This window comes from Streptomyces sp. NPDC051133, assembly GCF_040682635.1.
GTDB lineage: Bacteria > Actinomycetota > Actinomycetes > Streptomycetales > Streptomycetaceae > Streptomyces.
Genome location: NZ_JBFBBK010000013.1, coordinates 109,460 through 130,832, shown reverse-complemented (window position 1 = coordinate 130,832; position 21,373 = coordinate 109,460). Strand labels below are relative to the sequence as shown.

21 protein-coding genes are annotated in these 21,373 nt (G+C 70.9%); 20 read left to right on the top strand and 1 reads right to left on the bottom strand.

All coding sequences use genetic code 11. The features are described from left to right. Positions 1–44 precede the first annotated feature (44 nt). The 9 genes from mltG to nusB all read left to right on the top strand — a co-directional run bounded on the left by mltG (position 45) and on the right by nusB (position 8,840). Positions 45–1,727, top strand: coding sequence for an endolytic transglycosylase MltG (gene mltG / locus AB0N17_RS16025; protein ID WP_366011921.1), 1,683 nt, complete (start codon positions 45–47; stop codon positions 1,725–1,727). Further along, a complete protein-coding gene (locus AB0N17_RS16020) occupies positions 1,708–2,547 on the top strand; it encodes a shikimate dehydrogenase (protein WP_366011920.1) in 840 nt (279 codons plus the stop codon). Before mltG ends, AB0N17_RS16020 begins: the two co-directional genes overlap by 20 nt. A 198-nt stretch (positions 2,548–2,745) precedes the next feature. Next, on the top strand, positions 2,746–3,930 hold the full coding sequence (aroC, locus tag AB0N17_RS16015; protein WP_366011919.1) for a chorismate synthase: 1,185 nt from the start codon (positions 2,746–2,748) through the stop codon (positions 3,928–3,930). A gap of 32 nt (positions 3,931–3,962) precedes the next feature. Continuing rightward, on the top strand, positions 3,963–4,445 hold the full coding sequence (locus AB0N17_RS16010; RefSeq protein WP_366011972.1) for a shikimate kinase: 483 nt from the start codon (positions 3,963–3,965) through the stop codon (positions 4,443–4,445). Beyond that, positions 4,442–5,533 (top strand): 3-dehydroquinate synthase, encoded by a 1,092-nt coding sequence (aroB, locus tag AB0N17_RS16005; RefSeq protein ID WP_366011918.1) that lies wholly within the window; start codon positions 4,442–4,444, stop codon positions 5,531–5,533. The genes AB0N17_RS16010 and aroB overlap by 4 nt, the downstream gene beginning before the upstream one ends. A 203-nt stretch (positions 5,534–5,736) precedes the next feature. Further along, positions 5,737–6,597 (top strand): Pro-rich N-terminal domain-containing protein, encoded by an 861-nt coding sequence (locus tag AB0N17_RS16000; RefSeq protein WP_366011917.1) that lies wholly within the window; start codon positions 5,737–5,739, stop codon positions 6,595–6,597. A gap of 76 nt (positions 6,598–6,673) precedes the next feature. Then, entirely contained in the window at positions 6,674–7,780 is a 1,107-nt protein-coding gene (locus AB0N17_RS15995; RefSeq protein ID WP_366011916.1) for an aminopeptidase P family protein, read from the top strand. Between the two features lie 56 nt (positions 7,781–7,836). After that, positions 7,837–8,403, top strand: a complete 567-nt coding sequence (gene efp / locus AB0N17_RS15990; protein WP_366011915.1) for an elongation factor P — start codon at positions 7,837–7,839, stop codon at positions 8,401–8,403. Positions 8,404–8,405: 2 nt separating this feature from the next. Beyond that, positions 8,406–8,840, top strand: coding sequence for a transcription antitermination factor NusB (nusB, locus tag AB0N17_RS15985; RefSeq protein WP_366011914.1), 435 nt, complete (start codon positions 8,406–8,408; stop codon positions 8,838–8,840). A 153-nt stretch (positions 8,841–8,993) separates the two neighbouring features. Here nusB and bldD read toward each other — a convergent pair whose 3' ends face one another. Beyond that, positions 8,994–9,497, bottom strand: a complete 504-nt coding sequence (bldD, locus tag AB0N17_RS15980) for a transcriptional regulator BldD (protein WP_014671524.1) — start codon at positions 9,495–9,497, stop codon at positions 8,994–8,996. A 252-nt stretch (positions 9,498–9,749) separates the two neighbouring features. Between bldD and pyrR the strand changes: the two genes are divergently transcribed. The 11 genes from pyrR to rpoZ all read left to right on the top strand — a co-directional run bounded on the left by pyrR (position 9,750) and on the right by rpoZ (position 21,293). Beyond that, a complete protein-coding gene (gene pyrR, locus AB0N17_RS15975; RefSeq protein ID WP_366011913.1) occupies positions 9,750–10,328 on the top strand; it encodes a bifunctional pyr operon transcriptional regulator/uracil phosphoribosyltransferase PyrR in 579 nt (192 codons plus the stop codon). Positions 10,329–10,418: 90 nt separating this feature from the next. After that, positions 10,419–11,396, top strand: coding sequence for an aspartate carbamoyltransferase catalytic subunit (locus tag AB0N17_RS15970; protein WP_366011912.1), 978 nt, complete (start codon positions 10,419–10,421; stop codon positions 11,394–11,396). Positions 11,397–11,400: 4 nt separating this feature from the next. After that, positions 11,401–12,687: a dihydroorotase gene (locus AB0N17_RS15965; RefSeq protein ID WP_366011911.1), complete on the top strand. Its 1,287-nt coding sequence runs from the start codon at positions 11,401–11,403 to the stop codon at positions 12,685–12,687. Beyond that, positions 12,684–13,244, top strand: coding sequence for a hypothetical protein (locus AB0N17_RS15960; RefSeq protein ID WP_366011910.1), 561 nt, complete (start codon positions 12,684–12,686; stop codon positions 13,242–13,244). The genes AB0N17_RS15965 and AB0N17_RS15960 overlap by 4 nt, the downstream gene beginning before the upstream one ends. After that, entirely contained in the window at positions 13,241–14,383 is a 1,143-nt protein-coding gene (gene carA / locus AB0N17_RS15955) for a glutamine-hydrolyzing carbamoyl-phosphate synthase small subunit (RefSeq protein ID WP_366011909.1), read from the top strand. The genes AB0N17_RS15960 and carA overlap by 4 nt, the downstream gene beginning before the upstream one ends. Next, positions 14,376–17,684 (top strand): carbamoyl-phosphate synthase large subunit, encoded by a 3,309-nt coding sequence (gene carB, locus AB0N17_RS15950; RefSeq protein WP_366011908.1) that lies wholly within the window; start codon positions 14,376–14,378, stop codon positions 17,682–17,684. The genes carA and carB overlap by 8 nt, the downstream gene beginning before the upstream one ends. 56 nt (positions 17,685–17,740) lie before the next feature. Beyond that, positions 17,741–18,847 (top strand): quinone-dependent dihydroorotate dehydrogenase, encoded by a 1,107-nt coding sequence (locus AB0N17_RS15945; protein WP_366011907.1) that lies wholly within the window; start codon positions 17,741–17,743, stop codon positions 18,845–18,847. Beyond that, positions 18,844–19,689 (top strand): orotidine-5'-phosphate decarboxylase, encoded by an 846-nt coding sequence (gene pyrF / locus AB0N17_RS15940; protein ID WP_366011906.1) that lies wholly within the window; start codon positions 18,844–18,846, stop codon positions 19,687–19,689. Before AB0N17_RS15945 ends, pyrF begins: the two co-directional genes overlap by 4 nt. Before the next feature lie 299 nt (positions 19,690–19,988). Next, positions 19,989–20,312, top strand: a complete 324-nt coding sequence (locus tag AB0N17_RS15935) for an integration host factor (protein ID WP_003977346.1) — start codon at positions 19,989–19,991, stop codon at positions 20,310–20,312. A 62-nt stretch (positions 20,313–20,374) separates the two neighbouring features. Then, complete coding sequence (gmk, locus tag AB0N17_RS15930) at positions 20,375–20,968, top strand: guanylate kinase (RefSeq protein WP_366011905.1); 594 nt, start codon at positions 20,375–20,377, stop codon at positions 20,966–20,968. Between the two features lie 52 nt (positions 20,969–21,020). Next, positions 21,021–21,293, top strand: a complete 273-nt coding sequence (gene rpoZ / locus AB0N17_RS15925; RefSeq protein ID WP_005319902.1) for a DNA-directed RNA polymerase subunit omega — start codon at positions 21,021–21,023, stop codon at positions 21,291–21,293. Positions 21,294–21,373: the final 80 nt, after the last annotated feature.

Sequence of the window (21,373 nt, the reverse complement as noted above, 5' to 3'; positions counted from 1 at the left end):
CCCACCGGCCGCGTGACCGTCGGCCTCGCGGCTCTAGGGGATCGATGACTGAGTATGGCCGGGGCCCAGGCTCCGAACCGTGGCATCCGCAGGACCCGTTGTACGGGGACGGCGGATGGGAAGGGCAGCAGGCACACGTCGGCCATCAGCCTGCCTACGGCGGCCAGCAGCAGCACTACCCGCAGCAGCCGCAGCAGCCGCAGTACGGCGAATGGAGCCAGGAGCAGCAGCCCGGGTACGGCGGGCAGCCCCACCAGTACTACGACGAGCACGGCCATCCCCGGTACGACCAGACGTACGCCGGTCAGACCCAGCAGCAGTACCCCCAGCAGGGAGGCTGGGACGCGACCGGCACCCACGGCCACGTGCCGTACGCCGCCGACCCCGGCGACCCGTACGGCCAGCAGCCCGCCGCCTACGGCGGGGAGCAGCCCGACTTCTACGGCACCGAGGACGCCTACCCGCCCCCGGTGCCGCCCGGCCGCAGGCGCCCCGAGGCGGAGCCGGCGCCCGAGCCGGAGGCCGCGCCCGACGAGGAGGAGCACGCCTTCTTCGCCGGCGGCGGCGATGCCGACGACGAGGAACACGAGCGGCAGAACCGGCGCGACCGGCGCGGCGGCGGCAAGAAGCCCGTCAAGAAGGGCAAGAAGAAACGCACCGGCTGCGCCTGCATGGTCGTCGTCCTGGTGTTCGGCGGCGGCCTCGGCGGGGTCGGATACTTCGGCTGGAAGTTCTACCAAAATCGTTTCGCCCCGGCTCCGGACTACGCGGGCGACGGCACCAGCGCGGCGGTGACCGTCGAGATCCCCAAGGGTGCGGGCGGCTACGACATCGGCCGGAAGCTGAAGGAAGCCGGTGTCGTCAAGTCCGTCGACGCCTTCGTGCACGCGCAGGCGCAGAACCCGGAGGGCGACCGCATCCAGGCCGGCGCCTATCTCCTGCACAAGGAGATGTCCGCCGCCAGCGCCGTGAAGCTGATGCTGGACCCGCGCAGTCAGAGCAACGTGCTCGTCAAACCGGGCGAGCGCAATTCCGAGGTCTACCGGGCCATCGACAAACAGCTCGACGTCGCCGCCGGCACCACCCAGAAGGTCGCCACGACGTCCTACAAGACCCTCGGCCTGCCGGGCTGGGCGCAGAGCACCGGCCAGGTCAAGGACCCGCTGGAGGGCTTCCTCTTCCCGGGCACCTACCCTGCCGCCAAGAGCATGAAGCCGGACGCGATCCTGAAGCAGATGGTCGCCCAGGCCAAGCAGCGGTACGCCGCCTACGGACTCACCGACAAGGCGAAGGCGCTGGGCCTGAACAACGCGTTCCAGCTCGTCACGGTCGCGAGCCTGGTCCAGGCCGAGGGCAAGACGCACGAGGACTTCCGCAAGATGTCGGAGGTGGTCTACAACCGCCTCAAGCCCACCAACACCGAGACGAACCAGCTGCTGCAGTTCGACTCGACGTACAACTACCTCAAGGGCACGAGCAACATCCACATCTCCGAGAAGGAGATCAACAGCAACACCAGCCCGTACAACACGTACACCCACAAGGGACTGCCGCCCGGCCCGATCGGCAACCCCAGCGAGGACGCCATCAAGGCGGCACTGAATCCGACCCACGACGGCTGGATCTATTTCGTGGCGACCGACGGTACGACCAATACCGAATTCGCCAAGACGTACGAAGAATTCAAGCAGCTCAAGGACAAGTTCAATGCCACCTCGGGCAACTGACGCCCGCCGTGCCGCCGTGCTCGGTAAGCCCATCGCCCACTCCCTCTCCCCGGTGCTGCACCGGGCCGCATACGACGAGCTCGGGCTCGGCGACTGGTCGTACGACCGCTTCGAGACCGACGAGGCCGGGCTGCCCGGCTTCTTCGAGCGGCTCGGGCCGGAGTGGGCGGGGCTGTCGCTGACCATGCCGCTCAAGCGGGCGGTCATCCCGCTGCTGGACGAGATCAGTGAGACGGCCGCCTCCGTCGACGCGGTCAACACGGTCGTCCTCACGGAGGACGGCCGCCGGATCGGCGACAACACCGACATCCCGGGCATGGTGGCCGCCCTGCGCGAGCACGGCATCGAACAGGTCGACTCCGCCGCCGTCCTCGGCGCCGGCGCCACGGCGTCCTCCGCGCTCGCCGCGCTGGCCCGGATCTGCACCGGCGAGGTCGTCGCCTACGTGCGCAGCGAGGCCCGGGCCGCCGAGATGCGGCACTGGGGCGAACGGCTCGACGTCGAGGTCCGTACGGCCGACTGGGCGCAGGCCGCCGAGGCCCTGCGCGCCCCGCTGGTGATCGCCACGACGCCCGCGGGCACCACCGACGCCCTCGCCGCCGCCGTACCCGAACGCCCGGCCACCCTCTTCGACGTGCTCTACGACCCCTGGCCCACCGGGCTGGCGGCCCGCTGGTCCATGTTCGGCGGCGCCGTCGTCAGCGGCCTGGACCTGCTCGTCCACCAGGCCGTCCTCCAGGTCGAGCAGATGACCGGCCGCTCCCCGGCACCGCTGGAGGCCATGCGACACGCCGGTGAGAAGGCGCTCGCCGCCCGCTGAGCCGCCGTCCCTGCGCCCCGCCTGCGCCCCGCCCGCGCCCCGGCTCCGTCCCGCTTGCTGGACCGGCGGCCGGACACGTCACCGGACGTGGGAGGATCGGAGGTGGCGTACCGGGGTCGCGCACCCGGCCGCGCCGTCGCCGTACGCGAGCACGCGCGTACGCAGGGCAGTACCGGGCGCGAGCACTGAGGAGCACCGTTGAGCAGGCTGCGTTGGCTGACCGCGGGGGAGTCCCACGGTCCCGCACTTGTCGCGACGCTGGAGGGGCTTCCCGCCGGCGTGCCGATCACCACGGAGATGGTGGCGGATCACCTCGCGCGGCGGCGGCTCGGCTATGGCCGCGGTGCGCGCATGAAGTTCGAGCGGGACGAGGTCACCTTCCTGGGTGGCGTCCGGCACGGCCTGACGCTGGGCTCCCCGGTGGCGATCATGGTGGGCAACACCGAGTGGCCCAAGTGGGAGCAGGTCATGGCCGCCGACCCGGTCGACCGTGAGATCCTCGACGGCCTCGCCCGGAACGCGCCCCTGACCCGCCCGCGCCCCGGCCACGCCGACCTCGCCGGCATGCAGAAGTACGGCTTCGACGAGGCCCGCCCGATCCTGGAGCGCGCCTCCGCCCGCGAGACCGCCGCCCGGGTGGCGCTCGGCGCGGTCGCCCGCTCCTACCTGAAGGAGACGGCCGGCATCGAGATCGTCTCGCACGTCGTCGAGCTGTGCTCCGTGAAGGCTCCGCAGGGCGTGTACCCCACCCCGGCCGACGTCGAGAAGCTGGACGCCGACCCGCTGCGCTGCCTGGACGCGGACGCCTCGAAGGCGATGGTCGCGGAGGTCGACCAGGCCCACAAGGACGGCGACACCCTCGGTGGCGTGGTCGAGGTCCTGGCCTACGGCGTCCCGGTCGGCCTGGGTTCGCACGTGCACTGGGACCGCAAGCTGGACGCCCGTCTGGCGGGGGCCCTGATGGGCATCCAGGCGATCAAGGGCGTCGAGATCGGCGACGGCTTCGAGCTGGCGCGGGTGCCGGGCTCCAAGGCGCACGACGAGATCGTGGGCACGCCCGAGGGCATCCGGCGCGTCTCCGGCCGGGCCGGCGGCACCGAGGGCGGCCTGAGCACCGGCGAGCTGCTGCGCGTGCGGGCCGCGATGAAGCCGATCGCGACCGTGCCCCGCGCCCTGCGGACCGTGGACGTCGCCACCGGTGAGGAGGCCCAGGCGCACCACCAGCGCTCGGACGTCTCCGCGGTGCCGGCCGCCGGCATCGTCGCCGAGGCCATGGTGGCGCTCGTCCTCGCCGACGCGGTGGCCGAGAAGTTCGGCGGCGACTCCGTGGCGGAGACCCGCCGTAACGTGCGGTCCTTCCTCGACAACCTGCAGATCCGGTGAGCGCCGTGCCTGCGGTCGTCCTGGTCGGCCCGATGGGGGTGGGCAAGTCCACCGTCGGGCAGCTGCTCGCCGAGCGGCTCGGGGTCGGTTACCGGGACACCGACGACGACATCGTCGCCGCCGAGGGCCGCACCATCGCCGAGATCTTCGTGGACGAGGGCGAGCCGGTCTTCCGGGCGATCGAGAAGCGGGCGGTGCACGCGGCGCTGGCCGCGCACGAGGGCGTCCTCGCGCTCGGCGGCGGCGCGATCCTCGACGCGGACACGCGCGCGCTGCTGGCCGGGCAGCGGGTGGTCTACCTCTCCATGGACGTGGAGGAGGCGGTCAGGCGGACCGGCCTGAACGCGGCCCGGCCGCTGCTCGCGGTCAACCCGCGCAAGCAGTGGCGGGAGCTGATGGAGGCACGCCGTCACCTCTACGAGGAGGTGGCCACCGCCGTCGTGGCCACCGACGGCCGCACCCCCGAAGAGGTCACCCGAGCAGCCCTGGACGCTTTGGAGTTGAAGGAAGCATGAGCGAGGCAGTCACCCGGATCCAGGTCGCAGGCACCGCGGGCACCGACCCGTACGAGGTGCTGGTCGGCCGGCAACTCCTGGGCGAGCTGGCCGGGTTGATCGGGCAGAAGGCCCAGCGGGTCGCGGTGATCCACCCCGAGGCGCTGGCCGAGACCGGGGACGCGCTCCGCGCCGACCTGGCCGAGCAGGGCTACGAGGCCGTCGCGATCCAGGTGCCGAACGCCGAGGAGGCCAAGACCGTCGAGGTCGCCGCCTACTGCTGGAAGGCGCTCGGTCAGTCCGGCTTCACCCGCACCGACGTCATCGTGGGCGTCGGCGGCGGTGCGACGACCGACCTCGCCGGCTTCGTCGCCGCGACCTGGCTGCGCGGGGTCCGCTGGATCGCCGTCCCGACCACCGTGCTCGCCATGGTGGACGCGGCGGTCGGCGGCAAGACCGGCATCAACACCGCCGAGGGCAAGAACCTCGTCGGCGCCTTCCACCCGCCGGCCGGCGTCCTGTGCGACCTGGCCGCGCTGGACTCCCTCGCGGTGAACGACTACGTCTCCGGGCTCGCCGAGGTGATCAAGGCCGGCTTCATCGCCGACCCGGTGATCCTCGAACTGATCGAGTCCGACCCGGAGGCCGCCCGGACGCCCGCGGGTCCGCACACCGCCGAGCTGATCGAGCGCTCCATCCGGGTGAAGGCCGAGGTCGTGTCGAGCGACCTGAAGGAGTCGGGTCTCAGGGAGATCCTCAACTACGGCCACACCCTCGGCCACGCCATCGAGAAGAACGAGCGCTACAAGTGGCGGCACGGCGCCGCGGTCGCCGTCGGCATGCACTTCGCCGCCGAACTCGGCCGCCTCGCCGGGCGGTTGGACGACGCGACGGCGGACAGGCACCGCACGATCCTCGAGTCCGTCGGCCTCCCGCTGCACTACCGCTACGACCAGTGGCCCAAGCTGCTGGAGACGATGAAGGTCGACAAGAAGTCCCGCGGGGACCTGCTGCGCTTCATCGTCCTGGACGGCCTCGCCAAGCCGACCGTCCTGGAGGGCCCGGACCCGGCGGTGCTGCTCGCCGCCTACGGAGAAGTGGGCCAGTAGGTCCGGTACATCCGTTTCGTCGCGTCCGATTCCCTTTGCGTACCGGGCACTTCGGACCGCCCCCGGCCGTTCACCAAAGGACGGCCGGGGACGGTACCGTTCGGTAGCGAGCGGGGCTCGCCCCCGCTGCCAGCACGAACAGCCTTCGACTCGGGCGCCCCGGAGGCGAACGAGCCGAAGACGACGAGACGGAGTGGCAACGGATGCAGCACGCAGTGGGGTCTCCGCTGCCGCCGCCCCATCAGCCGGGGCAGGGGCCGCACGCCGGCTGGGCGTCGGCCGCCCATCACCCGGGTCCGCACCCGGGAGCCGCCCAGGGTCCCGCCCCCGTGCCACCGCCGCCACCGGCGCCGGGTTTCCCGGCCCCGTCCGGCCCCGTGCCGCCGGCCCCCGCGCACCACGTGCCCGGTCCGCCGGCCCCTGACGCCACCGGTCATGTGCCCCTGCCTCCGGGCGGCCCGGTCGGGGTGCCCGCGGCGGCCCCGGCGGCGTTGCCCGATCCGACGACCACCACGCTGGCCGTGCTGCTGATCGGTCCGGCGGGTGCGGGCAAGACCAGCGTCGCCAAGTACTGGGCGGACCACCGCCGGGTGCCCACCGCCCACATCAGCCTCGACGACGTCCGCGAATGGGTCCGCTCGGGCTTCGCCGACCCCCAGTCCGGCTGGAACGACAACTCGGAGGCGCAGTACCGCCTGGCCCGCCGCACCTGCGGTTTCGCCGCCCGCAACTTCCTGGCGAACGGGATCAGCTGCATCCTGGACGACGCCGTCTTCCCGGACCGCCCGGTCGTCGGCCTCGGTGGCTGGAAGCGGCACGTCGGCCCGGGCCTGCTCCCGGTCGTTCTCCTCCCGGGCCTGGACATCGTCCTGGAGCGCAACGCCGAGCGCAGCGGCAACCGCCGCCTCACCGACGAGGAGGTGGCCCGCATCCACGGCCGCATGGCGGGCTGGTACGGCTCGGGCCTCCCGATCATCGACAACTCCCAGCTGGACGTCCCGGCCACGGCCCGCGTCCTGGACGAGGTACTGGCCCGAGCGATAGCGAGTCCGCCGAGCTGGTGAGCCAGGGGTGGCCGCTCCCACCCCACTCGGCCCTCGCCGAACGGCACAAACCGCACAAAACTCCTACGCTCATCTCATGTCAGAGGTGTACGCGAACCGCCGATCCCGGCTGAGGGACCACTTCACCGCGGCCGGCACCGCGGCAGCCCTCGTCACCCGCCCCGCCAACGTGCGCTACCTCGCGGCAGCGGCCCCCCAGGGCTCCGTGCTGCTGCTGGGCAGGCGCGAGGACCTCCTCGTCTGCACGGGTCCGCCCGAGGACCGGCCCTACGAGGGCCGCCCGGACGAGAGCCTGCGGCTGCACGTCCTGCCCGCGCCCGGCGGTGACGCCGCGGTCGCGGCAGCCGACCTCGCCACCGCCCAGGACGCCGACAGCCTCGCCGTCGAGGAACACCACCTCACGGTCAGCCGGCACCGGGGCCTCGCCTCGGTCGCCCCCGCACTCCGCCTCACCGACCTCGGCGGTGCGGTGGAACAGCTCAGGGTCGTCAAGGACGAGGAGGAGATCTCCTGCCTCCGCATCGGCGCCGAGATCGCCGACCAGGCCCTCGGCGAGCTGCTGGAGTCCATCCTGGTCGGCCGCACCGAGCGGCATCTCGCGCTGGAGCTGGAGCGCCGTCTGGTCGACCACGGGGCCGACGGCCCGGCCTTCCCCACTTCGGTTGCCACCGGCCCGCACTCGGGCCGCCGCGGTCACCGCCCCACCGACCGGCGGGTGGAGGAGGGCGACTTCCTCTCCGTCTGCCTGGGCGCCACCTACCGTGGCTACCGCTGCGAGATCGGCCGTACCTTCGTCATCGGCACCTCGCCCGCCGACTGGCAGATCCAGCTCTACGACCTGGTCTTCGCCGCCCAGCGCGCCGGACGCGAGGCCCTCGCGCCGGGTGCGGCCTACCGTGACGTGGACCGGGCGGCGCGTCAGGTGCTGGACTCCGCCGGCTATGCGGAAGCACTGCCACCGCTCACCGGACACGGCGTCGGACTCGAAATCGACGAGGACCCGCAGCTGGCCCCCGCAGCCATGGGTAAACTGGACGCTTGCGTGCCGGTCACCGTCGAACCGGGGGTCCACCTCCCGGGCCGGGGCGGTGTCCGGATCGATGACACGCTCGTCGTGCGCCCCGAGGCGGACGGCGGACCCGAGCTACTCACCATCACGACCAAGGAGCTGCTCGCGCTCTAGCCTCGCGCTGTGCGCGTGATCCGGGGTCGTACGTCAGTCCAGGAGATTCCGCAACCGTGGCTTCCACGAACGACCTCAAGAACGGCCTGGTGCTCAAGCTCGAAGGCGGCCAGCTCTGGTCCGTCGTCGAGTTCCAGCACGTCAAGCCCGGCAAGGGCCCGGCCTTCGTGCGCACCAAGCTCAAGAACGTGCTGTCCGGCAAGGTGGTCGACAAGACCTTCAACGCCGGCGTCAAGGTCGAGACCGCCACTGTCGACAAGCGCGACATGCAGTTCTCGTACATGGACGGCGACTACTTCGTCTTCATGGACATGGAGACCTACGACCAGCTGATGGTCGACCGCAAGGCCGTCGGCGACGCCGCCAACTTCCTGATCGAGGGCTTCACCGCCACCGTCGCCCAGCACGAGGGCGAGGTGCTCTTCATCGAGCTGCCGGCCGCCGTCGAGCTGGTCGTGCAGGAGACCGAGCCCGGCGTCCAGGGCGACCGCTCCACCGGTGGCACCAAGCCCGCCACCCTGGAGACCGGCCACCAGATCCAGGTCCCGCTCTTCATCACCACCGGCGAGAAGATCAAGGTCGACACCCGCACCAGCGACTACCTCGGCCGGGTGAACAGCTAACCGTGGCTGCCCGCAACACGGCCCGCAAGCGCGCCTTCCAGATCCTCTTCGAGGGAGATCAGCGTGGCGCCGACGTCCTGACGGTCCTCGCCGACTGGATCCGGCTCTCCCGGTCCGACACCCGGCAGCCGCCGGTCAGCGAGTACACGATGCAGCTGGTCGAGGGCTACGCGGCACACGCGAAGCGCATCGACGAGCTGATCGCCCAGTACGCGGTCGGCTGGACGCTGGACCGGATGCCGGTCGTCGACCGCAACATCCTGCGGCTGGGCGCGTACGAGCTGATCTGGGTCGACGAGACCCCGGACGCCGTCGTCCTGGACGAGATGGTGCAGCTGGCGAAGGAGTTCTCCACGGACGAGTCGCCCTCGTTCGTGAACGGCCTGCTGGGCAGGCTGAAGGAGCTCAAGTCGTCCCTGCGCCGGGACGAGGCCTAGAGCCCCGTACGGCAACGCCGGAGGGCCCGCAGCATGCTCGTGCTGCGGGCCCTCCGGCGTTCTTCGGATGAGCGGGAAAACGCCGCCGGGGCGGCCGGAACCGCAAAGTTCCGGCCACCCCGGCGGCACGTTTCTGCGCTGGTGTCCTGCGGCTCAGGCCTCTTCGTGCGTGGCCACCGCGCGGCGCGCGTCCGCGTCCAGGACGCCCCAGCTGATCAGCTGCTCGGTGAGGACCGAGGGGGACTGGTCGTAGATGACGGCGAGTGTGCGCAGGTCGTCCTGGCGGATGGAGAGCACCTTGCCGTTGTAGTCACCGCGCTGGGACTGGATCGTGGCCGCGTAGCGCTGCAGCGGGCCGGCCTTCTCGGCCGGCACGGTGGCCAGCCGCTCCAGGTCCAGGACCAGCTTCGGCGGCGGCTCGGCGGCGCCACCCGGCGTGGTGCCCGGCAGGAGCTCCTGCACCGGGACGCCATAGAAATCGGCCAGCTCGGCGAGGCGCTGCACGGTCACCGCACGGTCGCCACGCTCGTAGGAACCGACCACCACGGCCTTCCAGCGCCCCTGGGACTTCTCCTCGACACCGTGAAGGGAAAGGCCCTGCTGGGTGCGGATGGCCCGGAGCTTGGCCCCGAGCTGTTTGGCGTATTCGCTGGACATATAGCTCCCCGGACACTGTGTCGACGCGGCCGGCTGTTTTCCCGCCGCGCGGCTGGTAACTCACTGTGAGGTTACGCAGCGTGACTCTCATGCGTCAAGCCGAATGGTCCACCCCGACTCTTCCGTGGTAGTGGTGGCCCGTTACGCCGGGCGGGTGATCGGGGGGCTCCCGGAGACCTGCTACGGTGGATGGCGCAAATCCGACGTCCTTTAAGATCCGTCCCGTGAGGCGGAGAAGGGGGTCCGTTTCGTATGGACAAGCACGACTCGTCTGCGTCCGCGCAGGCAACCGATGCCCGGCCCGTTCTCGAAGGCCCTGACATCGCGCGGGTACTGACCCGCATCGCCCACGAGATCGTCGAGCGCGCCAAGGGCGCCGACGACGTGGTGCTCCTCGGCATCCCCACCCGGGGTGTCTTCCTCGCCCAGCGGCTCGCCGCCAAGCTGGAGCAGATCACCGACCGCAAGGTGCCCGTCGGTTCGCTCGACATCACCATGTACCGCGACGACCTGCGCATGCACCCGCCGCGTGCGCTGGCCCGCACCGAGATCCCCGGTGACGGCATCGACGGCAAGCTGGTCGTCCTCGTCGACGACGTGCTCTTCTCCGGCCGCACCATCCGCGCCGCCCTCGACGCCCTGAACGACATCGGGCGCCCGCGCGCGGTGCAGCTCGCGGTCCTGGTCGACCGCGGCCACCGGGAACTGCCGATCCGCGCCGACTACGTCGGCAAGAACCTCCCCACGTCGCTGCGGGAGACGGTCAAGGTCCAGCTCGCCGAGGAGGACGGTCGCGACACCGTGCTGCTCGGTGTGAAGACCGGCCAGTAGCAACTCGGGCGCAGGGCCGCTTCGGCGTGCCCGCACACGCGCCGGTTTGCCCCCAATCTCCTGAATGAACTGCCTTACGGAGCCTGACAGATGCAGCGTCATCTCATCTCGGCCGCCGACCTCACCCGCGACGACGCCGTCCTGATCCTCGACACCGCCGAGGAGATGGCCCGGGTCGCCGACCGGCCGATCAAGAAGTTGCCGACCCTGCGCGGCCGCACGATCGTCAACCTCTTCTTCGAGGACTCCACGCGCACGCGTATCTCCTTCGAGGCCGCCGAGAAGCGCCTGTCCGCCGACGTCATCAACTTCACCGCCAAGGGATCGAGCGTCTCCAAGGGCGAGTCCCTCAAGGACACCGCGCAGACCCTGGAGGCCATGGGCGTCGACGCCGTGGTCATCCGGCACGGCGCCTCCGGAGCCCCGTACCGCCTCGCGAACTCCGGCTGGATCGACGCCGCCGTCATCAACGCGGGCGACGGCACCCACCAGCACCCCACCCAGGCCCTGCTGGACGCCTTCACCATGCGCCGCCGGCTGATCGGCCGCGACACCGGCCTCGGCCAGGACCTGTCCGGCAGGCGGATCACCGTCGTCGGCGACATCCTGCACAGCCGGGTCGCCCGCTCCAACGTCGACCTGCTGCACACCCTCGGCGCCGAGGTCACCCTGGTCGCCCCGCCCACCCTGCTCCCGGTCGGCATCGAGTCCTGGCCGTGCGCGGTGTCGTACGACCTCGACAGCACGCTGCCCAAGTGCGACGCGGTGATGATGCTGCGCGTCCAGCGCGAGCGGATGAACGCCGCCTTCTTCCCGACCGAGCGCGAGTACTCCCGCCGCTACGGCCTCGACGGCGACCGCATGGCCAAGCTGCCCGAGCACGCCATCGTGATGCACCCCGGCCCGATGGTCCGCGGCATGGAGATCACCGCCGAGGTCGCCGACTCCGACCGCTGCACCGCGATCGAGCAGGTCGCCAACGGCGTCTCCATCCGGATGGCCGTCCTGTACCTGCTGCTCGGCGGCAACGAGCCCGCCGTCACCCACTCTCGTACCGAGGAGAAGTAAGACCATGAGCAAGATCCTGATCCGCGGTGCGAGGGTGCTCGGCGGCGAGCCGCAGGACGTGCTGATCGACGGCGAGACCATCGCCGAGGTGGGTACCGGTCTGAGTGCCGAGGGCGCCGAGGTCGTCGAGGCCGGCGGCAAGGTGCTGCTCCCGGGCCTGGTCGACCTGCACACCCACCTGCGCGAGCCGGGCCGCGAGGACTCCGAGACGGTGCTGACCGGCACGCGCGCGGCGGCGAGCGGCGGCTACACCGCCGTGTTCGCCATGGCCAACACCTTCCCGGTCGCCGACACCGCCGGCGTCGTCGAGCAGGTCTGGCGGCTCGGCAGGGAGCACGGCTACTGCGACGTCCAGCCCATCGGTGCCGTCACCGTCGGGCTGGAGGGCAAGAAGCTCGCCGAGCTGGGCGCCATGCACGAGTCCGCCGCCGGCGTCACCGTCTTCTCCGACGACGGCAAGTGCGTCGACGACGCGGTGATCATGCGCCGCGCCCTGGAGTACGTGAAGGCCTTCGGCGGTGTCGTCGCCCAGCACGCGCAGGAGCCGCGCCTGACCGAGGGCGCCCAGATGAACGAGGGCGTCGTCTCCGCCGAGCTGGGCCTGGGCGGCTGGCCGGCCGTCGCCGAGGAGTCGGTCATCGCGCGGGACGTGCTGCTCGCCGAGCACGTCGGCTCCCGCGTCCACATCTGCCACCTGTCGACCGCCGGCTCCGTGGAGATCGTCCGCTGGGCCAAGTCCCGCGGCATCCAGGTGACCGCCGAGGTCACCCCGCACCACCTCCTCCTCACGGATGAGCTGGTGCGCACCTACAACCCCGTCTACAAGGTCAACCCGCCGCTGCGCACCGAGCGCGACGTGCTCGCCCTGCGCGAGGCCCTGGCCGACGGCACGATCGACATCGTCGCCACCGACCACGCCCCGCACCCGCACGAGGACAAGGACTGCGAGTGGGCCGCCGCCGCCATGGGCATGGTGGGCCTGGAGACCGCGTTGTCGGTGGTCCAGGAGACCATGGTCGACACGGGCCTGCTGGACTGGGCCGGCGTCGCCGACCGCATGTCCGCCAAGCCCGCGCAGATCGGACAGGCCACCGGGCACGGCCGTCCCGTCTCGGCTGGTGAGCCCGCCAACCTCACCCTCGTCGACACGGCATACCGTGGCCAGGTGGACCCCGCGGGCTTCGCCTCGCGCAGCCGCAACACCCCCTACCAGGGGCGCGAGCTGCCGGGCCGTGTGACGCACACGTGGCTGCGGGGCAAGGCCACGCTCGTCGACGGGAAGCTCACGTGACACCTGTAATCCTGCTGGCGGAGGCCAAGAAGTCGGCCGACGTCACCGACTGGCCGGCCCGCATCGGCTGGCTGGTCGGACTCCTGCTCTTCATCGCGCTCGTCTACTGGCTGATGCGCGAGGGCTGGAAGTGGCGCGGCACGCTGCAGAGCGACCTGCCCGCGCTGCCCAGCGCGCCGGACGAGACCGGTCCGGTGAAACTGAGCATGGAAGGCCGCTACCACGGCTCCACCACCGCCGGACAGTGGCTGGACCGCATCGTGGCCCATGGCCTGGGCACCCGCAGCCGGGCCGAGCTGACCCTGACGGAGCAGGGCCTGGAGGTCGAGCGCCCCGGAGCGAGCGACTTCTTCGTCCCCACCTCCGCGCTGCGCGGGGCCCGGCTCGACAAGGGCATCGCCGGCAAGGTCCTCACCGAGGGCGGCCTGCTGGTGGTGACCTGGGCGCTCGGCGAGAAGCTGATCGACTCCGGCTTCCGCTCCGACCACGGGGCCGAGCACGCCGAGTGGGTCGACACCCTGAACCACATGATCAACGACACGGAAGGCGCACGATGACGACCTCCACAAGGGGAGCTGCCAGGGTTCCCGCCGTACTCGTCCTGGAGGACGGCCGCATCTTCCGCGGTCGCGCCTACGGGGCCGTGGGGGAGACCTTCGGCGAGGCCGTGTTCTCCACCGGTATGACCGGCTACCAGGAAACCCTCACCGACCCGTCGTACGACCGCCAGATCGTCGTCGCGACCGCCCCGCAGATCGGCAACACGGGCTGGAACGACGAGGACGACGAGTCGGGGCGCATCTGGGTCTCCGGGTACGTCGTGCGCGACCCCGCGCGCGTGCCGTCCAACTGGCGGGCCAAGCGCTCGCTGGACGACGAGCTGGAGCGCCAGGGCGTCGTCGGCATCTCCGGCATCGACACCCGGGCCCTCACCCGCCACCTGCGCGAACGCGGCTCGATGCGCGCCGGCATCTTCTCCGGCGAGGGCGTGGCCCCCGAGGCCGAGCTGCTGCAGCGCGTGCAGGCCCAGCCGCACATGAAGGGCGCGAGCCTCTACGAGGAGGTCGCGACCAAGGAGGCGTACGTCGTCCCCGCGGTCGGCGAGAAGCGCTTCACCGTCGCCGCCATCGACCTCGGCATCAAGGGCATGACCCCGCACCGGATGGCCGAGCGCGGCATCGAGGTGCACGTCCTGCCCGCCACCGCCACGGCCGACGAGATCTACGCGGTCGACCCGGACGGCGTCTTCTTCTCCAACGGCCCCGGCGACCCGGCCACGGCCGAGGGCCCGGTCGCGCTGATGAGCGCCGTCCTGGAGCGCAAGACCCCGCTGTTCGGCATCTGCTTCGGCAACCAGATCCTCGGCCGCGCCCTCGGCTTCGGCACCTACAAGCTGAAGTACGGCCACCGGGGCATCAACCAGCCGGTCCAGGACCGTACGACCGGCAAGGTCGAGGTCACCGCGCACAACCACGGCTTCGCCGTGGACGCGCCGCTCGACAAGGTCAGCGAGACGAAGTTCGGCCGCGCCGAGGTCTCGCACGTCTGCCTGAACGACAACGTCGTGGAGGGGCTGCAGCTGCTCGACCAGCCGGCCTTCTCCGTCCAGTACCACCCCGAAGCGGCAGCGGGCCCGCACGACGCCGCCTACCTGTTCGACCGCTTCGTTTCCCTGATGGAGGGCCAGCGTGCCTAAGCGCACCGATATCCAGTCCGTCCTGGTCATCGGCTCCGGCCCGATCGTCATCGGCCAGGCCGCCGAGTTCGACTACTCCGGCACCCAGGCGTGCCGGGTGCTCAAGGCCGAGGGCCTGCGCGTGGTCCTCGTCAACTCCAACCCGGCGACGATCATGACCGACCCGGAGATCGCCGACGCCACCTACGTCGAGCCGATCACCCCGGAGTTCGTCGAGAAGATCATCGCCAAGGAGCGCCCCGACGCCCTGCTGCCCACCCTGGGCGGCCAGACGGCGCTGAACACCGCCATCTCGCTGCACGAGAACGGTGTCCTGGAGAAGTACGGCGTCGAGCTGATCGGCGCCAAGCCCGAGGCGATCCACAAGGGCGAGGACCGCGACCTGTTCAAGGACGTCGTGGAGGAGGTCCGCAGGAAGATCGGGCACGGCGAGTCCGCCCGCTCGGTCATCTGCCACTCCATGGACGACGTCCTCAAGGGCGTCGAGACCCTCGGCGGCTACCCGGTCGTCGTCCGCCCGTCCTTCACCATGGGCGGCGCCGGCTCCGGCTTCGCGCACGACGAGGAGGAGCTGCGCCGCATCGCCGGGCAGGGCCTCACGCTCTCCCCGACCACCGAGGTGCTCCTGGAGGAGTCCATCCTCGGCTGGAAGGAGTACGAGCTGGAGCTGATGCGCGACAAGCACGACAACGTCGTGGTCGTCTGCTCCATCGAGAACTTCGACCCCATGGGCGTGCACACCGGTGACTCGATCACCGTCGCGCCCGCGATGACGCTGACCGACCGCGAGTACCAGGTGCTGCGCGACGTCGGCATCGCGATCATCCGCGAGGTCGGCGTCGACACCGGTGGCTGCAACATCCAGTTCGCGGTGAACCCCGAGGACGGCCGCGTGATCGTCATCGAGATGAACCCGCGCGTGTCGCGTTCCTCGGCGCTCGCCTCCAAGGCGACCGGCTTCCCGATCGCCAAGATCGCCGCCAAGCTGGCCGTCGGCTACACGCTGGACGAGATCCCGAACGACATCACGCAGGAGACCCCGGCCTCCTTCGAGCCCACGCTCGACTACGTGGTCGTCAAGGCCCCGCGGTTCGCCTTCGAGAAGTTCCCGCAGGCCGACTCCACGCTGACCACGACCATGAAGTCGGTCGGCGAGGCCATGGCCATCGGCCGCAACTTCCCCGAGGCCTTCCAGAAGGCGCTGCGCTCGCTGGAGAAGAAGGGCAGCCAGTTCACCTTCGTCGGCGAGACGGGGGACAAGGAAGCCCTGCTCCGCCAGGCCGTGCGCCCGACCGACGGCCGCATCAACACCGTCATGCAGGCCATCCGCGCGGGCGCCACGCCGGAAGAGGTCTTCGAGTACACGAAGATCGACCCGTGGTTCGTGGACCAGCTGTTCCTGATCAAGGAGATCGCGGACGAGCTGGCCGAGGCGCCCGAGCTGACCGCCGACCTGCTCGCCGAGGCCAAGCGGCACGGCTTCTCCGACCAGCAGATCGGTGAGATCCGCGGCCTGCGCGAGGACGTCGTCCGCGAGGTCCGGCACGCCCTCGGTATCCGCCCGGTCTACAAGACGGTCGACACCTGCGCCGCCGAGTTCGCCGCGAGGACGCCGTACTTCTACTCCGCGTACGACGAGGAGTCCGAGGTCGCGGCCCGCGAGAAGCCGGCCGTCATCATCCTCGGCTCCGGCCCGAACCGCATCGGCCAGGGCATCGAGTTCGACTACTCCTGCGTCCACGCCTCCTTCGCGCTGTCCGACGCCGGGTACGAGACCGTGATGGTCAACTGCAATCCGGAGACCGTCTCCACCGACTACGACACCTCCGACCGGCTGTACTTCGAGCCGCTCACGCTGGAGGACGTGCTGGAGATCGTCCACGCCGAGCAGCAGGCCGGCCCGGTCGCGGGCGTGATCGTGCAGCTGGGCGGCCAGACCCCGCTCGGCCTGTCGCAGGCACTGAAGGACAACGGCGTGCCGATCGTCGGCACCTCCCCGGAGGCCATCCACGCGGCCGAGGACCGGGGCGCCTTCGGGCGGGTCCTCGCCGAGGCGGGCCTGCCGGCCCCGAAGCACGGCACGGCCACCACCTTCGCGGAGGCCAAGGCCATCGCCGACGAGATCGGCTACCCGGTCCTGGTCCGGCCGTCGTACGTCCTCGGCGGGCGCGGCATGGAGATCGTCTACGACGAGACCCGCCTCGCCGCCTACATCGCCGAGTCGACCGAGATCAGCCCCTCCCGGCCGGTCCTCGTCGACCGGTTCCTGGACGACGCGATCGAGATCGACGTCGACGCCCTCTACGACGGCGAGGAGCTGTACCTCGGTGGCGTGATGGAGCACATCGAGGAGGCCGGCATCCACTCCGGCGACTCGGCGTGCGCCCTGCCCCCGATCACCCTCGGCGGCTTCGACATCAAGCGCCTGCGCGCCTCCACCGAGGCCATCGCCAAGGGCGTCGGCGTGCGCGGCCTGATCAACATCCAGTTCGCGATGGCCGGCGACATCCTCTACGTCCTGGAGGCCAACCCGCGCGCCTCCCGTACGGTCCCCTTCACCTCGAAGGCGACCGCGGTGCCGCTCGCCAAGGCCGCCGCCCGGATCTCGCTGGGCGCGACCGTCGCCGAGCTGCGCGCGGAGGGCCTGCTGCCGCGCGAGGGCGACGGCGGCGAGCTGCCGCTGGACGCGCCGATCTCCGTGAAGGAGGCCGTCATGCCGTGGTCGCGCTTCCGCGACATCCACGGCCGCGGTGTCGACACCGTCCTCGGCCCGGAGATGCGCTCCACCGGTGAGGTCATGGGCATCGACTCCGTCTTCGGCACGGCCTACGCCAAGTCGCAGGCGGGTGCCTACGGCCCGCTGCCCACCAAGGGCCGCGCGTTCATCTCGGTCGCCAACCGGGACAAGCGCTCGATGATCTTCCCGGCGCGCGAGCTGGTCGCGCACGGCTTCGAGCTGCTCGCCACCTCCGGCACCGCCGAGGTCCTCAAGCGCAACGGCATCAACGCCACGGTCGTGCGCAAGCAGTCCGAGGGCACCGGCCCGAACGGCGAGAGGACCATCGTCCAGCTGATCCACGACGGCGAGGTCGACCTCATCGTCAACACCCCGTACGGCACCGGCGGCCGCCTCGACGGCTACGACATCCGTACGGCGGCGGTGGCCCGCTCGGTCCCGTGCCTGACGACGGTCCAGGCGCTCGCCGCCGCGGTCCAGGGCATCGACGCCCTGAACCACGGTGACGTGGGCGTCCGCTCGCTCCAGGAACACGCGGAACACCTGACCGCGGCCCGCGACTAGCAGCCCCGAGGGGGACACCGGAAACGGTGTCCCCCTCTTCATGAGGACACAGAGACATGTACGAGATTTTCTTCCGTCTGGTTTTCAAACGGATGGACCCCGAGAAGGCCCACTACCTGGCCTTCCGCTGGATCCGTCTCGCGGTCCGCATCCCGGTGCTGCGCACCTTCGCCGCCGCCGCCCTCGCGCCCCGCTTCAAGGAGCTGCGCACCGAGGCGTTCGGCCTGCGGATGCACGGCCCCTTCGGGCTCGCGGCCGGCTTCGACAAGAACGCCGTGGCGATCGACGGCATGACGATGCTGGGCTTCGACCACGTCGAGATCGGCACCGTGACCGGTGAGCCGCAGCCCGGCAACCCCAAGAAGCGGCTGTTCCGGCTCGTCGCGGACCGCGCCCTGATCAACCGCATGGGCTTCAACAACGACGGCTCGCTGGCCGTCGCCGCCCGCCTCGCGACCCGCGAGCCGGTCTTCCGGACGGTCGTCGGCGTCAACATCGGCAAGACCAAGGTCGTCCCGGAGACGGAGGCCGTCGGCGACTACGTGAAGTCGGCCGAGCGCCTCGCGCCGTACGCCGACTACCTGGTCGTCAACGTCTCCTCGCCGAACACGCCCGGCCTGCGCAACCTCCAGGCCACCGAGGCGCTGCGCCCGCTGCTGACCGCCGTCCGCGAGGCCGCCGACCGCACGGTCGCGAACCGGCACGTCCCGCTGCTGGTGAAGATCGCCCCCGACCTCGCCGACGAGGACGTCGACGCAGTCGCCGACCTGGCCGTGGAGCTGGGCCTGGACGGCATCATCGCCACCAACACCACCATCGCGCGCGAGGGCCTGGGCCTGCGGTCGCAGCCCTCGCTCGTGAAGGAGACCGGCGGTCTGTCCGGCGCCCCGCTCAAGGCCCGCTCCCTGGAGGTGCTGCGCCGCCTGTACGCGCGCGTGGGCGACCGGATCACCCTGGTGGGCGTCGGCGGCATCGAGACCGCCGAGGACGCCTGGCAGCGCATCCTGGCCGGTGCCACGCTCGTCCAGGGGTACAGCGCCTTCATCTACGAAGGTCCCTTCTGGTGCCGCGCGATCCACAAGGGGCTCGCCGCCCGCCTGCGCACCAGCCCGTACGCCACCCTCGCCGACGCGGTCGGCGCCGACGTGAGGAAGCCCGCATGACGTCCCACGAGCCCTTCGGCGCCCGCCTGCGCCGCGCCATGGACGAGCGCGGTCCGCTGTGCGTCGGCATCGACCCGCACGCCTCGCTGCTCGCGGAGTGGGGCCTGAACGACGACGTGGCCGGTCTGGAGCGGTTCAGCCGCACCGTCGTCGAGGCGACGGCCGGCCGGGTGGCCGTGCTGAAGCCGCAGAGCGCCTTCTTCGAGCGGTTCGGCTCGCGCGGTCTCGCCGTGCTCGAGCAGTGCGTGCGGGACGCGCGCGCGGCCGGCGCCCTGGTCGTGATGGACGCCAAGCGCGGCGACATCGGCTCGACCATGGCCGCCTACGCCGAGGCGTTCCTGCACAAGGACGCCCCGCTGTTCTCCGACGCGCTGACCGTCTCGCCGTACCTCGGCTACGGCTCGCTCAGCCCGGCCGTCGCCCTGGCCCGGGAGAGCGGTGCCGGTCTGTTCGTGCTGGCGCTGACCTCGAACCCGGAAGGGCGCGAGGTCCAGCACGCGGTCCGCGAGGACGGCCGGACCGTCGGGGCGACCATGCTGGCCCACCTGGCGGCCGAGAACGCCGGGGAGGAGCCGCTGGGCTCCTTCGGCGCGGTCGTCGGCGCCACACTCGGCGACCTGTCCTCGTACGACCTCGACGTCAACGGGCCGCTCCTCGCGCCCGGCATCGGCGCCCAGGGGGCGACCCCGGCCGACCTTCCCAAGGTCTTCGGGACGGCCGTGCGCAACGTCGTACCGAACGTCAGCCGGGGTGTTCTGCGTCACGGTCCCGACGTCAGGGCGCTGCGCGGTGCGGCCGAGCGGTTCGCGGAGGAGATCCAGGCCGCCGTCGCCGGTGCCTGACTCCCCGCGGGGTGCCCGGGTGAGCGGCGCCGGGGCGACTTGAGTGTGAATACATCCTCAAATCGAGGGCATTATGTCTGAAATGTCCGGCCTGGCGGAGGCTGACCAGGACTTTTCCGCTGTTCTCGCTGACTCTGGCGGACTTGCCCGCTAGTCTCCGAGCTGTGGGGACACCCCCACACCCATTAGGTAGTGGGGGAGAACGGGCGAAGCGTGTTGCTCGTGGCTCCCCAGGTGTGGGGCGACTAGGTTCCTCACCGGTCCGTATCCGACAGTTCGACATCCGAGGTGACGTAGGCGTGGCTCTTCCGCCCCTTACCCCTGAACAGCGCGCAGCCGCGCTCGAAAAGGCCGCCGCGGCTCGCCGGGAGCGGGCCGAGGTCAAGAATCGACTCAAGCACTCCGGCGCCTCCCTGCACGAGGTCATCAAGCAGGGCCAGGAGAACGACGTCATCGGCAAGATGAAGGTCTCCGCACTGCTCGAGTCCCTGCCGGGCGTGGGCAAGGTCCGCGCCAAGCAGATCATGGAGCGTCTGGGCATCTCCGAGAGCCGCCGCGTGCGGGGTCTCGGGTCCAACCAGATCGCTTCCCTGGAGCGTGAGTTCGGCAGCACCGGCTCCTGAGTCCGGGACCTTGACCGGACCAGGAGTCCCGGGCACTCCGGGATTGCTGGAATAATCGCTGCATGGCTGCAACATTCCGGGGGACGACCCCCGAGCCCCCGGACGTACGTCCGCGGCTGACCGTGCTCTCCGGCCCCTCGGGGGTCGGCAAGAGCACGGTCGTCGCCCATATGCGCAAGGAACACCCCGAGGTCTGGCTCTCGGTATCGGCGACCACCCGCAAGCCGCGCCCCGGCGAGCGGCACGGAGTCCACTACTTCTTCGTCACCGACGAGGAGATGGACAAGCTGATCGCCAACGGTGAGCTGCTCGAGTGGGCCGAGTTCGCCGGCAACCGCTACGGCACGCCCCGCGGGGCCGTGCAGGAGCGGCTGGAGAACGGCGAGCCCGTCCTCCTGGAGATCGACCTCCAGGGTGCACGGCAGGTCCGCGAGTCGCTGTCCGACGCGCAGCTGGTGTTCCTGGCTCCCCCCTCCTGGGAGGAGCTGGTGCGCAGGCTGACCGGCCGCGGCACCGAGCCGCCCGAGGTCATCGAACGCCGCCTGGAGGCGGCCAGGACCGAGCTGGCGGCCGAGCCGGAGTTCGATACGACCCTGGTCAACACCTCCGTCGAGGACGTGGCCCGCGAGCTGCTAGCCTTGATGGACGTTGTGTGACCGTGATCGTGATCACGTGATCGATTCTTTTCCATCCATCGGAAGGTAGAGCGTGTCCTCTTCCATCACCGCGCCCGAGGGCATCATCAACCCGCCGATCGACGAGCTTCTCGAGGCCACCGACTCGAAGTACAGCCTCGTGATCTACGCGGCCAAGCGGGCCCGCCAGATCAACGCGTACTACTCGCAGCTCGGCGAGGGCCTCCTCGAGTACGTCGGTCCGCTCGTCGACACCCACGTCCACGAGAAGCCGCTCTCGATCGCCCTGCGCGAGATCAACGCGGGTCTGCTGACGTCCGAGGCCATCGAGGGCCCCGCCCAGTAGTCCTGCGCAGGAGATGCAGTCCGAGCAGTAGTACTTTCAGACTGCGATCGACTTATCCACAGGCCCGGTAGTCATCCTGC